The 14,534-nt window shown below is 65.4% G+C and carries 8 protein-coding genes; 5 read left to right on the forward strand and 3 right to left on the reverse strand.

Annotated elements, in window-relative coordinates:
- Positions 1 to 57 precede the first annotated feature (57 nt).
- Complete coding sequence (locus E4J89_RS01060) at positions 58 to 5,535, forward strand: peroxidase family protein (protein WP_136784239.1); 5,478 nt, start codon at positions 58 to 60, stop codon at positions 5,533 to 5,535.
- Positions 5,536 to 5,610: 75 nt separating this feature from the next.
- Here E4J89_RS01060 and E4J89_RS01065 read toward each other — a convergent pair whose 3' ends face one another.
- Positions 5,611 to 7,014 (reverse strand): MFS transporter, encoded by a 1,404-nt coding sequence (locus E4J89_RS01065; RefSeq protein ID WP_136784240.1) that lies wholly within the window; start codon positions 7,012 to 7,014, stop codon positions 5,611 to 5,613.
- 282 nt (positions 7,015 to 7,296) lie between these two features.
- Here E4J89_RS01065 and E4J89_RS01070 point away from each other — a divergent pair, with 282 nt between their 5' ends.
- The 3 genes from E4J89_RS01070 (at position 7,297) to E4J89_RS01080 (ending at position 11,004) form a co-directional block, all read left to right on the forward strand.
- Entirely contained in the window at positions 7,297 to 7,620 is a 324-nt protein-coding gene (locus E4J89_RS01070) for a hypothetical protein (RefSeq protein ID WP_136784241.1), read from the forward strand.
- Positions 7,621 to 7,695: 75 nt separating this feature from the next.
- On the forward strand, positions 7,696 to 10,122 hold the full coding sequence (locus E4J89_RS01075) for a Tex family protein (protein WP_240691649.1): 2,427 nt from the start codon (positions 7,696 to 7,698) through the stop codon (positions 10,120 to 10,122).
- A gap of 507 nt (positions 10,123 to 10,629) precedes the next feature.
- Positions 10,630 to 11,004: a hypothetical protein gene (locus tag E4J89_RS01080; protein WP_136784243.1), complete on the forward strand. Its 375-nt coding sequence runs from the start codon at positions 10,630 to 10,632 to the stop codon at positions 11,002 to 11,004.
- Positions 11,005 to 11,080: 76 nt separating this feature from the next.
- Here the strand turns inward: E4J89_RS01080 and E4J89_RS01085 are convergent, their stop codons facing one another.
- Both E4J89_RS01085 and E4J89_RS01090 read right to left on the reverse strand, forming a co-directional pair.
- Positions 11,081 to 12,028 carry a response regulator transcription factor gene (locus E4J89_RS01085; protein ID WP_136784244.1) on the reverse strand — a complete coding sequence of 316 codons (948 nt, stop codon included), beginning with the start codon at positions 12,026 to 12,028 and terminating at the stop codon, positions 11,081 to 11,083.
- A gap of 120 nt (positions 12,029 to 12,148) precedes the next feature.
- On the reverse strand, positions 12,149 to 13,552 hold the full coding sequence (locus tag E4J89_RS01090) for an NAD(P)H-quinone dehydrogenase (protein WP_136784245.1): 1,404 nt from the start codon (positions 13,550 to 13,552) through the stop codon (positions 12,149 to 12,151).
- Positions 13,553 to 13,720: 168 nt separating this feature from the next.
- On the opposite strand from E4J89_RS01090, the gene E4J89_RS01095 reads away from it, so the two are divergent.
- Complete coding sequence (locus tag E4J89_RS01095) at positions 13,721 to 14,521, forward strand: purine-nucleoside phosphorylase (protein ID WP_136784246.1); 801 nt, start codon at positions 13,721 to 13,723, stop codon at positions 14,519 to 14,521.
- The last annotated feature ends 13 nt before the right edge of the window (positions 14,522 to 14,534 follow it).

Genomic DNA, 14,534 nt, shown 5'->3' on the forward strand with positions numbered 1-14,534 from the left:
CCATTGCTTTGCGGGTTCGGCGCCCAAGAGCCGGGCCCCCTGAGATGGGGAGAAAAAATGGGCAACTCACCGCGGCACCGGTCACCGGGCCGCCGAACAAGTCTCAGTCTGGCAGCGCTGGCCACCGGCAGCGCCGTCATTCTGTCCGGGGTGATGCTACCCGGCGGAGTGGCTGCGGCGGCACCGCCGCCGGGCCAGGACTTCAATGTTTCGCAGGGAGATCTGGAATTCATCATCAAGCAGATCGACATTTCCGAGGCGCACGCCGAGGACACCCTGACCAACCCGAACTCGTCGCCGCTGTGCAAATCGACATCGACCTTCAATGTCCCCGAGCAGACTCATTACGACCTCGACGGCGATCCCTGCGTGGGATCGCCGTTGCTGCCGTTTGGCCTGCGCACGGTCGACGGACGGTGGAACAACCTGATGCCCGGCCAAGACGGCTACGGCACGGCGGGCACGACGTTCCCCCGGTTGTTGGAGGCTGACTATAAGCAGGCAGAAGTCACTCCGCCTTTTGCCCCGGGCAACAATTTGCCCACTCCCGGCCCAATGACCAGTTACGAGCAGACCGACGGCTTTGTCTACGACTCGCAACCGCGCACCATCAGCAACCTCATCGTCGACCAAACGACGTCCAACCCGGCAGCCGTCAGTGCCGCCGAGCGGATCGAGGGCGCTTCCATCGAAGGGACGGGCGAAGCACGCCGGACCGCCGGCCTGGACCGTTATGACACGGCCGCTCAGGTCAGCAAGGCGAACTTCGCGCCGAATGTGCCCGTGGTCTACCTGGCCACCGGGGAAAACTTCCCCGACGCGCTGGCGGCCGGACCGGCTGCGAGCGCCGGCAAGGGGCCGCTTCTGCTGGTGACTGGTGGTGGAATTCCGCAGGCCACGGCAGATGAACTGGCTCGTCTACAGCCCGAACGCATTGTTGTGGTGGGTGGCGAAGGGATTGTCAGCAATGGCGTGCTCGACCAACTGACCTCGTCGCATCCGGAGGCAACCGTTGAGCGGATTTCCGGAGACACTCGCTTTGAGACTGCGGCACGGCTCAGCGCGGACGCTTTCCCGGACGGAGCGGACAAGGTCTACATCGCCTTCGGCCACAATTTCCCGGATGCCCTCGCCGCCGCGGCTCCGGCCGCTCGTGACGGGCACCCGATCCTGTTGGTCAATACACAGGACATCCCGGCCCCGACCGCGGCAGAACTGACCCGGCTGGCACCAAGCGAGATTGTGGTGCTGGGCGGCGCGGCAACCATCAGCAGCCAGGTCGAGACCGACTTGGCTGCCTACGCCAATGGCGGGACGGTGACCCGTTTGGGCGGAGCGACCCGGTACGAGACCGCAGCAATGATTTCCGCTGCCACTTACGACGCGTCAACCTCTGAGGTCTGGCTTGCGACCGGCGAGAACTTTCCGGATGCGCTGGCTGCCATCCCGGCTGCCGCGCTAAAGAAGGCTCCCATCCTGTTGGTCCCCTCCGGGGGTGCCATTCCTGCCAGCGTTGCCGCCGAGATCGCGCGGCTGAGCCCACAGCGCATCAACGTCCTGGGCGGAACCGCAACGGTCAGCGACGCCATCCTGCAGGAGGCCCAGGCGTTGACCACGGGAACCAACGTATTCATCCCGGACATCGCTACCGACGAAGGCCTCTCCGCCTCCGCGACATCGCTGTTCGTGATCTTCGGCCAGTTCTTCGACCACGGCCTGGACCTGGTGGAAAAGGGCGGCAACGGCACGATCGTCGTCCCGTTGAAGGAAGACGATCCGCTGTACGTGGAAGGATCGCGCACCAACTTCCTCACGCTGAGCCGGGCCACCATCGCCGACGGCGAAGGCCGCGAACACACCAACCGCACCACCCCGTTCGTGGACCAGAACCAGACCTACGGCTCGCACGCCGCGCACAACGCGTTCATGCGGCAGTACGAGGTCGGCCCCGACGGAAGCCCGAAGCCCACCGGCCGCATCCTCAACGGAGTGAACGGCGGACTGCCGACGTGGAACGACGTCAAGAATCAGGCGCGGGACGTCCTCGGCTTCGAGATGGACGACTTTGACGCCCTGGATGTGCCGCTGCTGGCAACCGACCCGTACGGCCACCTGATTCTGGGCGCCAACGGCCAGGCCCAGATCGCCGACGAGGGCGGCTTCATCGAAGGCAACCGCGACAACCCGGTAGCCACCGACGGGGAGACAGCGAACGTGTCCTTCCTGGACGACATCGCCCATGGTGCGACACCCGCACCGGACCGGCCGGTAGATCCGAATAACCCGGGCGGCCCGGTTATCCCGGGCTACGACAACGTGGCCCTCGGCGAGCACTTCATCACCGGCGACGGCCGCGGCAACGAGAACATCGGTCTGACCTCGGTCCACCATGTGTTCCACGCCGAGCACAACCGAATGATGCAACAGATCCATGATGAGCTGCAGACCATGCCCGAGGAGTTGCAGGCCCGCTACGAGGCCGACGGCTTCTGGGACTACGGCGAACGGCTCTTCCAGGCGGCCCGGTTCATGACCGAGATGCAGTACCAGCACCTGGTGTTCGAAGAGTTCGCGCGGCGGATTGCCCCGTCGATCGACGCGGTAGTCCTGAACGAGAACTCCTACCAGCCGCAGGTGAACTCGGCCATCAACGCTGAGTTCGCGCATGTGGTCTACCGGTTCGGGCACTCGATGCTGCGCGAGACGCTGCCGCGCGAGGTCAACGGAGAGATTGTCGACATTCCGTTGTTCGACGCGTTCCTGAATCCGAAGGCCTACGGGACGGCGCCGGACGGCACAGCGCTCAGCGGAGAAGAAGCTGCAGGATCCGTTCTGAAGGGCCTGGCCAACCAGACCGCCAACGGCATCGATGAGTTCGTCACCGATACGCTGCGGAACCAGTTGCTGGGCTTGCCGCTGGATCTGCCCGCCATCAATATGATGCGTGCTCGTGACACCGGCACGCCCGGGATGCAGGCAGCCCGGGCGACGTTCTTCGAGCAGTCCGGCGATCCGACCCTGCAGCCGTATGAAAGCTGGGAAGACTTCCGGCTCTCGATGAAGAACCCGGAGTCCATCTCCAACTTCATCGCGGCCTACGGCATCCACCCGTCGGTGCAGGAGGCAACCACGCTGAAAGCCAAGCGCGCCGCCGGCGAGGCCTTGGCAGCGGACACGGACTTCATGAACGCCCCCGCTGCAGAGACCGGTCTCGACGACGTCGATTTCTGGATGGGAGGCCTGGCGGAGAAGCCTTACATCTTCGGCGGCATGCTCGGGGCCACGTTCAACTACGTGTTCGAGAAGCAGCTCGAAGATTTGCAGAACGGCGACCGTTTCTACTACCTGACCCGCAATCTGGGCAACACGCTGTTCCACTCCTTGGAGGCCAACTCGCTCTCCCAGCTCGTCATCCGGAACACCACCGCGGACCGTGTGCCGCACGACGTGTTCGCGGCGCCGCAGCTGACCTTCGATCTGGACAGCTCGCAGGCGGACCTGAACGCTGCCGGGTTGACCGGTAGCCAGGCCAACGGATGGCGCTTCACCGGCGCGGAGCACGTCACCATCCAGGACACCGACCAGCCCTCCACTATCCGCGGAGGCTTGGGCGATGACTCCATCTGGGGCAAGGGCGGCAACGACCGGCTCGAAGGCGACGATGGCATCGACGCGCTCATGGGCGGCGATGGCAACGACATCATCACCGACCTGTTCGGCGACGGCGACAGGCTCCAGGGTGAAGCGGGCAACGACGCGCTCAACCCCGGACCGGGCATTGCCGACCTGACCTTCGGCGGCTCGGGCAAGGACTTCATGCTCGGCGGCCATGACGGGGTGACCGCCCACGGCGGCCTCGGCGACGACTTCATGTTGGGTTCAACCGGGCGCGACACGATGTACGGCGACGAGGGCAACGACTGGCTGGAAGGCGGTGGAAACGCGGATCTGCTGCAGGGCGATATGGGCAACACGTTGTTCAATGACCCCAACCTGTACCACGGCGGTCACGACGTGATCATCAGCAACGGCGGAAACACCGATTTTGATGCCGAAGGCGGCGACGACATCATGATCGCCGGTCCGGGCACCGAACGGTTCTCCGGTGTCCTCGGGTTCGACTGGGTGAGCTACAAGAACCAGCCGAACATGGTCAACGCCGACATGGGCTTCATCGTCGGCATGCCGCAGGACCTCACGGGTATCCGTGACCGGTACCTGCAAACCGAGGCACTGTCCGGCGGCAACGGCAACGATATTCTGCGCGGCTCCCAAGGCGGCATCGACCTGACCTTCGGCAACGAGCAAATCGGCTACGGCCACGATCTGACCCAGGAGAACCTGGACCGGATTGCCGGCCTGCGCGACCTGCTCGGCGGCGGAGCCGTTCCCGAGTATGCCCGCCCGTTCCTGAAGGATGATCCGGTCAGCTACGACGGCGATGTGAACAACAACATCATCATCGGCGGTTTGGGCAGCGACCTGATCGAACCGCGGCAAGGGCGCAACTTCGTCGACGGCGATGCCTGGCTGAACGTTCGGGTGGAGCACCGCCCGGCTGGCGGCCCGGTGGAATCCGCCAACTCGATGAGTGCCTTCACCACCAGGGTGTTCAGGGGCCAGATCAACCCGGGCGACCTGCACATCGTCCGCGAGATCAAGCAGCTGGAGAACCAGCCGGGCGTCATTGACACCGCGGTGTTCGAGGGCATCCGTGAGGATTACACCATCACGGAACTCGAGCCGGGCGTCTTCGAGGTTTCCAACACCTTGGAAGCTCCGGAGATGGCCAACGTGGTCCGGAACATCGAACGGCTGAAGTTCAACGACTCGGTTGTCTGCCTGCCGCTGGGTACCACCGGAAACTGCGGCCAAGCCGAGGGCGAAGTTGTCCTCAACTACACGGATCCGATCACCGAGAACGGCACGCTCACCACCGACGCCTCCGGAGTCACCGACTCTGACGGCATCGATTCGAAGCTGACCTACTCGTTGCAGATCCTGACCGAGGCCGGTACGGATCCCTTCACCAACATGTGGGTCACTACGCAGGCGAACGAAACGGGCAAATTCACCCTTGGCGATGCCGAGGTCGGTTTCCCGGTCCGTGTCCTGGTGACCTACGTGGACGGCGCTGGAATCCACGAGCAGATTGCCTCCGACGCAACGGAAGAGGTGGCGAACATCAATGATGCACCCACGGGGCTGACAATCGCACCGGCTAATCCGAGTGTTGGTGACATTCTGCGGATCAGCCAGCAACTGGAGGACGCCGACGGCGCCGAAAGCGTTCTGGAAGAGCCGGGTGGCGTCTACACCTGGCAGCAGAGCGCCGACGGCTCCACCTGGGCCGACATCCCCGGTGCAACCGGAAACGGTGCTACCGCCAACACGTTCATCGTGACCACGGCGCAGCAGGACCACCAGATCCGGCTCACCATCAGCTACACCGATGACCGCGGACAGGCCGAGACGGCCCGCTCCAACGCCACCGGTATAGTGCCCAGCCCGGCCAACCCGCTAGCTGCTGAATAGGGGGCATTGAGCCAGTAAACAAAGGAGGACCCGCGGCCACCGGCCGCGGGTCCTCCCGTGTGTCCAACGGACCAATCAGCTTGACTGGTTCTCGTAGTCCATGTCCTTGGTTTCCTTGCTGAGCAGCAGCGCGATCAAGGTCAGCACTGCGGCTGCGCTGAGGTAGAGGCCAACCAGGAAGGTACTTCCGTCTGCGGCCTGCCACAGCGCCACCGCGATGAACGGAGCCACCGAAGCGCCGAGGATCGACGAGAAGTTGTAGGCCACGGCGGAGCCGGTGTAGCGCACGTTGGTCGGGAACAGCTCCGGCAGAATCGCTCCCATCGGTCCGAAGGTCAGGCCCATCAGGGTGAACCCGATGATCAGGTGGGCCATGGTGCCAGCGAAGCCGCCGCCAAACAGCGGCACCCAGAGGAAACCGAAGGCCACAATGCCCAGTGACACCCAAATCAAGGTCTTCCTCCGGCCAAACTTCTCGGCGAGCGGACCAGCCACCAGCGTGAAGATTCCGAAGAACACCACGCCGATGATCAGCATCAGCAGGAAGTCGTTGCGGGCATAGCCCAGGCCGGCGGCGAAGGTGTCCGGGTCGAACGGCTTTCCAGCCGCTTCGGCCGCCGCGGCAGCGTCCGCCGTGTTGGTGGCGGCGGTGCCGTAGGAGAGCGTGAAGGTGGTCATCAGGTAGAACAACACGTACGTCGCCAGCATGATGAACGTGCCCAAGATCAGCTGGCGCCAGCTGGTCTTGAACACGCGGCCCAGCGGCAGCTTGGTCACTTCGCCCTTGTCCACTACCTTCTGGAAGGCCGGGGTTTCCACCAGTTTCAGCCGGACCCACAGACCGATGATCACCATCACGGCGCTGGCCAGGAACGGAATGCGCCAACCCCAGGCCATGAACTGGTCATTGCTCAGGTTGATGCTCAACAGCAGGAACAGCGAATTGGCGATGATGAACCCGATCGGCGCTCCCAGCTGCGGGAACGTGCCGTAGATGGCCCGCTTGTTAGCCGGCGCGTTTTCGGTCGCCAGCAGTGCGGCACCGCTCCATTCGCCGCCGAGGGCCAGGCCCTGGGCAAAGCGCATCACGACCAGCAGGGCCGGCGCCCAGAAGGACCAACCGTCCACCTGCGCGGTGGGCAGGCAGCCGATCAGGAACGTGGCGATGCCCATGGTGAGCAGGGATGCCACCAGGGTGCCCTTGCGGCCGTACTTGTCGCCGAAGTGCCCGAAAACAATCGATCCCAGCGGGCGCGCGATGAACGCCACGCCAAAGACCGCGAACGAGCTCAGCAGTGCGACGGCGCCGCTGGCATTCGGGAAGAACAGCGCCGGGAAAACGAGCACGGCTGCGGTGGCATAGACGTAGAAGTCGTAGAACTCGATAGACGTGCCGACAAGGCTGGCGACGATGACGCGGCCACGGGAGTTCACCGGCGCGGCCGGCGCCCCCTGGGTGACTGGTGCTGGTGTGGACATTGAATAACGGCTTTCGCTCGGATGAATATCGCATAGATTCTATGCTGAAGAGTCCGCACTTCGGACATCCATTTCATTATGTGGACGGTCGTGGTAGGGAGCCGTAGATCACATATAGAGGGCATGCTGCGGTGACTGCATTCGTCGGAGCAGCTAAGCGGTGTCTGCTGTTAGCCAGACCACAGGGCAGGCGGGCAAAGATAGCGCAGGTCCCGACGTGCGGATGCCCGACGTCAGTGTCCTGCCGCCAAAAATGTCCGGACCGGCTGACAGCCTGCCACCATGAACAAAGTCGATGTGATGACTGCCAGCAGGTACGCCAGCTCGCACGGCGGACGTGTCCCCGGCGCCATTGCGCACCCGTCACAGACCGTGCGCGCACCCTACTGCCGTGAGCCGTACGTGCAGGTGGATCTGGACGGCACCACGCTTCACGCCAAGGCAGTCTCCTGGGACCGGACCAGCGTGCAGCTGAAGTGGATTGATGTGCAGGGGTCGGCCCGGACGGCGTGGGTACCGGCCGGCAAGGTCCGGCGCATCCACCGGGACGAATCCAGTTGGCGCGACCCCTACGATGACTACGCCTTCTACTATCCCGGCAGGTAAGGCAGCCAGCCCATGCGGCACAATGGATCGGTGACCGAAACATCAGCGCCTGCACAGCCCGCCCTCCTCACGACTCTGCCTGCTCCTGATCCAGCCGCCCTCAATGCGCGGATCTATGCCCAGCTCGCCCAGGAGCTGGGAGTCAATGTCTGGCAGGTCAAGGCGGCGGTGGAAATGCTCGACGGCGGTGCCACGGTCCCGTTCATCGCCCGCTACCGTAAGGAAGCCACCGGGACGCTGGACGACGCCCAACTGCGCGATCTCGAAGAACGGCTCCGCTATCTGCGCGAGCTGGAAGACCGCCGTCGCGCTGTGCTGGAGGCCATTGCCGCCCAGGGCAAACTGACGACTGAGCTGGAAGCCGCCGTCAACGCAGCGGATACCAAGGCCCGGCTCGAGGATATTTACCTGCCCTACAAATCCAAGCGGCGCACCAAGGCCCAGATCGCCCGCGAGGCCGGGCTGGAGCCGCTTGCCATGGGCCTGCAGGCCGACCCCTCGCAGGATCCGCTGGCCGCCGCGGCGCAATTCCTCAATCCCGAGCACGCCATCAACGAGCCGGCGGATGCCCTGGCCGGCGCGCGGGCCATTCTGGTGGAGCAGATCAGCCAGGATCCCGATCTGGTCTCCGAATTGCGGGAACGGCTGTGGAAGCAGGGCCTGGTCCGGGCCGAGGTCCGCGAAGGCCAGGCGGAAACCGGGCAAAAATTTGCCGACTACTTCGACTTCGCCCAGGACCCCTCCGGCCTTCCATCGCACCGCGTGCTGGCCCTGCTTCGGGGCGAGAAAGAAGGGGTACTTAACCTGGACATCAGCGAGGGCAACCCCGCGGATTCCGAGGACTACGCACAGGCGCGCGGCCGGTTTGAGAACGCGGTGGCATCGCGGCTGGGCGTGGCGGATCAGGGTCGGCCGGCAGACCGCTGGCTGATGCAGACCGCGCAGCTGGGGTGGCGCCGGATCTTGGTCAAGCTGGCCATCGACCTCCGCGTGCGGCTCTTTACCGCAGCCGAAGACGAGGCTGTCCGGGTCTTCGCTGCCAATCTCCGGGACGTTTTGCTGGCGGCGCCGGCCGGAAACCGGGCCACCTTGGGGCTGGATCCCGGGCTGCGCACCGGCGTGAAAGTCGCCGTGGTCGACGGGACCGGCAAGGTGGTGGCCACCGACACCATCTACCCGCATGCTCCCGCCAAGAAATGGGACGAGTCCCTGGCCGCGCTGGCACGGCTGGCGGACAAGCATGCAGTCGAGCTCGTCGCCATTGGCAACGGCACCGCCTCACGCGAGACGGACAAGCTGGCCACCGAGCTGATCAAGCTGATGGGTTCCACCCGCAAGCTCCAGAAGCTGGTGGTCTCGGAGGCCGGGGCGTCGGTGTATTCCGCCTCGGCACTGGCCTCGGCGGAACTGCCCGAACTGGATGTCTCGCTACGCGGTGCCGTCTCGATCGCGCGCCGCCTGCAGGATCCGCTGGCCGAACTGGTCAAGATCGACCCCAAGTCCATCGGCGTCGGGCAGTACCAGCACGATGTCACCGCCACCAAGCTGGAGCGGTCGCTCAACGCCGTGGTCGAAGACTGTGTCAACGCCGTCGGCGTGGACCTGAACACTGCCTCGCCGTCCCTCTTGTCCCGGGTGGCCGGACTCGGCTCGCAACTGAGCGAAAACATCGTCGCCTACCGCAATGTTAATGGTCCGTTCGCCAAGCGCGCCGAGCTCAAAAAGGTGCCGCGGCTGGGCGAGAAGGCCTTCGAGCAGTGCGCCGGCTTCCTGCGCATTACCGGCGGGGCCGAGCCGCTTGACGCTTCCAGCGTGCACCCGGAAGCGTACGGCGTGGCCCGGAAGATCCTTGCCGCGGCCGGCACCACCGCCACGGCGGCCGCGCGAGGAGGCCAGTCGCTGGCCGTGCTGGACCCCCAGCAGTTCGTCGACGAAAGCTTCGGCCTGCCCACGGTGCAGGACATTATTTCCGAACTGGAAAAGCCGGGACGCGATCCACGCCCGCACTTCACCGCCGCCACCTTCACCGAGGGCGTGGAGAAGATTTCAGACCTTAAGCCGGGCATGGTGCTGGAAGGCACCGTGACCAACGTGGCCGCTTTCGGCGCCTTCGTGGATGTCGGTGTGCATCAGGACGGTCTGGTGCATATCTCCGCGATGTCGGACAAGTTCGTCTCGGATCCGCACGAGGTGGTCAAGTCCGGCCAAGTGGTGAAGGTCAAGGTCATGGAGGCCGACCCGGAACGGAAACGCATCTCGCTGACTCTTCGGCTCGACGACGAAGCGCCCGCCGGGGAGCAGCGCCGAGGTGCTGGCCAGGCCGGCCGTCCCGGGGAGGCACGCGGCAGCAGGGACGGCTCACGTTCGGGCTCGGGTGGAGGCCGGTCCGGCAGCCGGGACGGCAAGAAGCCCGGCGGACATGATCAGCGGGGGTCCGGTAGCGGAGCGTCCGCCAACACGGCTATGGCCGAGGCTCTGCGGCGGGCCGGGCTCGGCAGATAGAGAACCAGCAGCCCGGCACCGTGACCCGGCCGGAGCACTCCCTCCGGACCATGCACAAGGTGCTGGGCTGCTGTTCCCCACGGATGGTGGACTTGCGGAGACGAGGTCCAGGCCTGATGCGACCTGCGACCTCTGACAAAACTCTGACCGAGGCTCCTTAAGGTGGGCATCAGGTTTGCCAAAGACTCCATCAGTTTTCGCTGAGCGCCTCGAGGCGCCAACGGCTGGGACACGGCGACGCCGTCCGCATCCGGCTGCATTCCGGCAGCATCCGGCGACGCCCGCTGCGGCACCCACGGCCCCGCTGACGGAGCCGCACACGGCCCCGCCAATGGGCAGCAGCCAAAATTGGTGCTCAAGAGTTACCCAAGGTTTGGCGCGCTCACCCCGGTTGGACACGGCAGTCCCCTACGATGAGAAGTAGTTCTAAAACGCAACCAGTTGGAAGGAGCACCGCCCCATGTGCGATTCCGGGCGCCCTTCCGCTTCCAACACGGAGGGGACGGCATGACCGCCGTGGCAGCAGAGGTTCCGCTGGTGCTGGACTCCGTGCTGGAGAAACTCTCGACGGATCTCGGCGATCATGACGGCAGCATGCGCCGGCGCTTCATCACTAATTACGTGGAGCTGTGGGAGCACCGCTACGGCCGGGTGTCGGGTGCAGTGCTGGCGCGGGATGCCGAAGATGCCATGGATGCCATCCTCAGCTTGAAGATCTCCAGCAGCATGGTGGGGGCAGGCCGACTTGGCCGGATGGCCGAGCACTTTGAAGGACTGGTCCAGGGACAGCTGTTCGATGCCGCCGCCACGCTGCTGGATGACCTGCGCGCGTGCGGGATGTCGACCACGGCACAGCTGCGCAACTACCATCTGGCGCAGTAGCGGACCGGACACCTTCCAGCACAAGCCCCGCCACTGAAGCGGCGGCCGAGGCCGTGGCCGCTCGGTGACGGGACGCCTACCGCTTCGGCGCCAAGCTGTAGCCCACACCGCGGACGGTCTTGATCCAGCGCGGGGCCTTGGTATCGTCGCCGAGCTTGCGGCGGAGGTTCGCCATGTGCACTTCAATCGTGCGCTCGTCGGAGTCTGAAATGTAGCCGCCCGTGTTGTACGGCTCGTTGCGCAACCGGCGAACCAGGTCGGCCTTCGTCCGCACCACCCGCCCGCTCTCCATCAACGCGTAGAGCAGGTCGAATTCGCTGCGGGTCAGGTCCAGTTCGCGTCCGGAGCGGATGACCGTCCGGGAACGGTTGTCCACGACGATCCCGTTGTGCTCCAGCACTCCGTCTGCGGTCGGAACTGCCACCGAATGGGTGGACTCGACGCCGGCCTCGGCCGCGACCGCAAGGACCGTGCCGGCTCCGGCGGCGGCCGGTGCCACGCCGGACGGTGACAGCTGCAGGCCGGATTGCCCGCCGCCTCCCACCCCGGCAGCTTGCAGGACGGGTTCCGGCATCGGGGCGGCGCTGGTTGCGGCCAGGTCGGCCGAGGGCGTCTCCCCGCCTGCAGCGACACCGCCGTCGTTGTCCTTGGTGGCGCGCGGCCGCCGCAGCATGGCGGTGATCCGGGCACGCAGTTCCCGGGGACGGAACGGCTTGGTCAGGTAATCATCGGCACCCGTTTCCAGGCCCAACAACGTATCCAGCTCTTCGGCCCGCGCCGTCAGCATAATGATGTAGGTATCGCTGAAGCGCCGCACCTGGCGGGCGACTTCGAAGCCGTCGATGTCCGGCAGGCCGAGATCCAGCGTGACAACATCCGGATTGTGGCGCTTGATCGCGGCCACGCCTTCCATGCCGGACGATGCAGTATGAACCGTGAATCCGGAGCTGGACAGCACCGTGGAGATCAGCTCCCTGATGTCCAGGTCGTCCTCCACAATGACGGCAGTTCGCTGCTCGCTCATTCCTTGTCCCCCAACCGATCTACGATGGTTCATCGTTTCAACCACTACTTAATGGTGATTGTAGTCGCATAGTCGGACAATGTGGCGCACTTTATGCAGGAATGACGGCGGACCTGCCGCCTACAGATGGACGTGCAGGCGCCTCGCGGCCTCGGAAATCGAGCCCGTCAGCGACGGGTACACCGTGAAGGTGTTGGCGACATCGTCCACATGCAGCTTCTGCGTGACGGCCAAGGCGATCGGGAAGATCAGTTCGGAGGCCCGCGGCGCCACCACCACTCCCCCAATCACGGTGCCGGAACCGCGGCGGGCGATGATCTTGACGAAGCCGTCGGAGACGTTCATCATCTTGGCCCGTGCGTTGGTGTTCAGCGAGAGCTTGATGATGTCGCCCTGGTACCGACCGGAGGCGACATCTTCTTCAGTAACGCCGACGGTGGCAATTTCCGGGCTGGTGAAGATGTTGGAGGCCACCTGGGTCAGCTTCAGCGGCTTGACGTAGTCGCCGAGCAGGTGGGCCACGGCGATCCGGCCCTGCATTGCGGCCACTGATGCCAAGGCCAGCACGCCGGTGCAGTCGCCCGCCGCGTAAATGTTCGGCGCCGTGGTGCGGGAGACGCCATCCACCTTGATGTGGCCGCTCTCGCTCAGCGCAACCCCGGCCTCTTCCAGCCCGATCCCGGCGGTATTCGGCACACCGCCGACGGCCAGCAGGCAGTGCGAGCCCTCCACCACACGCCCGTCGGCCAGCGTGACCAGCACGCCGTCGTCCGTGCGCTCAACCCCCGCGGCGCGTGACTTGGAGAGCACCGTCATGCCGCTGCGGGCGAAGACGTCCTCGAGCACTGCGGCGGCGTCCGCGTCCTCGCCGGGCAGTACGCGGTCACGCGAGGAGACCAGCGTGACCCGGGTCCCCAGCATCCGGTAGGCGGAGGCGAACTCTGCTCCGGTGACGCCAGACCCGACCACAATCAAATGTTCGGGAATCTCGGTCAGGTTATAGACCTGGGCCCAGTTGAAAATCCGTTCGCCGTCGGGCTTGGCGGTGGGCAGTTCGCGCGGCGTGGCGCCGGTGGCCAGCAGGATGGCATCGGCTTCCACGGTCTGGGTCCCCGAATCGGTGGTGACGACGATCGTGTTCGGCCCGGCCAGCTTGCCGTCGCCCAGAATAACCCGCACGCCGGCACGTTCCAGGCCGTGGTGGATGTCCGCCGACTGGCTCTCGGCCAGCTTGAGCAACCGGTCGTTCACGGTACGCAGATCGGCGTAGGCAGCCTTCGAATGCTCATCGAACCGCACACCCAGGTCATGGGCACTGGCCACCCGCCGCATGGCATCCGCGGTGGCGATCAGGGTCTTGGACGGCACCACGTCGGTCAACACGGCCGAGCCGCCGAGTCCCTGCCGCTCGATGATGGTCACCTTGGCGCCGAGCGAATTGGCCACCATGGCCGCCTCATACCCGCCGGGGCCCCCGCCCAGGATCGCCAGACGCGGGGCACTGAAATCTATTTGGCTTGTCACGGACTTCATTCTGTCGCATGCCCCTCACGGCCTCAACCTGCACCGCACGCGCAGCAGGGTGCTGACTGCCTTGGGGCCGGCCGCGGGCTTCCGGAAGGTCCGTTCGACGACGGCGGAGCCGCGCCCGGTGCTTTCAGCAGCAGTTGGGCACCGGGTAGGTTAGGTGCTGTGACTACAGATCCCTTTGAACTGGCCGCCGAGGCAGCCGCTTTCCTGGCCCAGCAGACCGGCGTTGATACCCATGACGTGGCGCTGGTGCTCGGCTCCGGCTGGGGCGAGGCCGCCGACCTCATCGGCGAGACCACGCATACGATTTCGGCCGCAGACATCCCCGGGTTCTCCGCCCCCGCCGTAGAAGGCCACGTGGGCACCATCCGGTCCGTCCTGACCCCGGACGGCAAACGTGTTCTGGTGCTCGGAGCCCGCACCCACTACTACGAGGGCAAGGGTGTGCGCGCCGTCGTCCACGGCGTCCGCACCGCAGCAGCGGCCGGCTGCAAGACCCTGGTCGTGACCAACGGCTGCGGCGGGCTCAACCCGGCATGGGCACCCGGGACGCCGGTGCTGATCAGCGACCACATCAACCTCACGGCCGCCTCACCGCTGGAAGGGGCAACGTTCGTCGACCTGACCGACCTCTACTCGGCGCGGCTGCGCGCTGTGGCCCGGGAAGTCGACCCCAGCCTGGACGAAGGCGTGTACGCCCAGTTCACCGGCCCGCACTACGAAACGCCGGCGGAAGTCCAGTACGCCAAGCGGATCGGCGCCGATCTGGTGGGCATGTCGACGGCGCTGGAGTCCATTGCCGCCCGTCATGCCGGCATGGAAGTCTTCGGCATTTCACTGGTGACCAACCTGGCCGCCGGCATCAGCGACACTCCGCTGAGCCATGCCGAGGTCATTGAAGCCGGACAGGCCGCAGGACCGCGGATCTCCAGGCTGCTGGCCGGCATCGTCGCCAAGCTGTGAACGGAAGCGACTT

Source organism: Arthrobacter sp. CAU 1506 (genome assembly GCF_005047635.1).
GTDB lineage: Bacteria > Actinomycetota > Actinomycetes > Actinomycetales > Micrococcaceae > Crystallibacter.

Coding starts and splice junctions, on each gene's coding strand:
- E4J89_RS01065 (WP_136784240.1), bottom strand. CDS start 7,014: ATGTCCACACCAGCACCAGTCACCCAGGGGGCGCCGGCCGCGCCGGTG.
- E4J89_RS01080 (WP_136784243.1), top strand. CDS start 10,630: ATGACCGCCGTGGCAGCAGAGGTTCCGCTGGTGCTGGACTCCGTGCTG.
- E4J89_RS01060 (WP_136784239.1), top strand. CDS start 58: ATGGGCAACTCACCGCGGCACCGGTCACCGGGCCGCCGAACAAGTCTC.
- E4J89_RS01085 (WP_136784244.1), bottom strand. CDS start 12,028: ATGAGCGAGCAGCGAACTGCCGTCATTGTGGAGGACGACCTGGACATC.
- E4J89_RS01070 (WP_136784241.1), top strand. CDS start 7,297: ATGAACAAAGTCGATGTGATGACTGCCAGCAGGTACGCCAGCTCGCAC.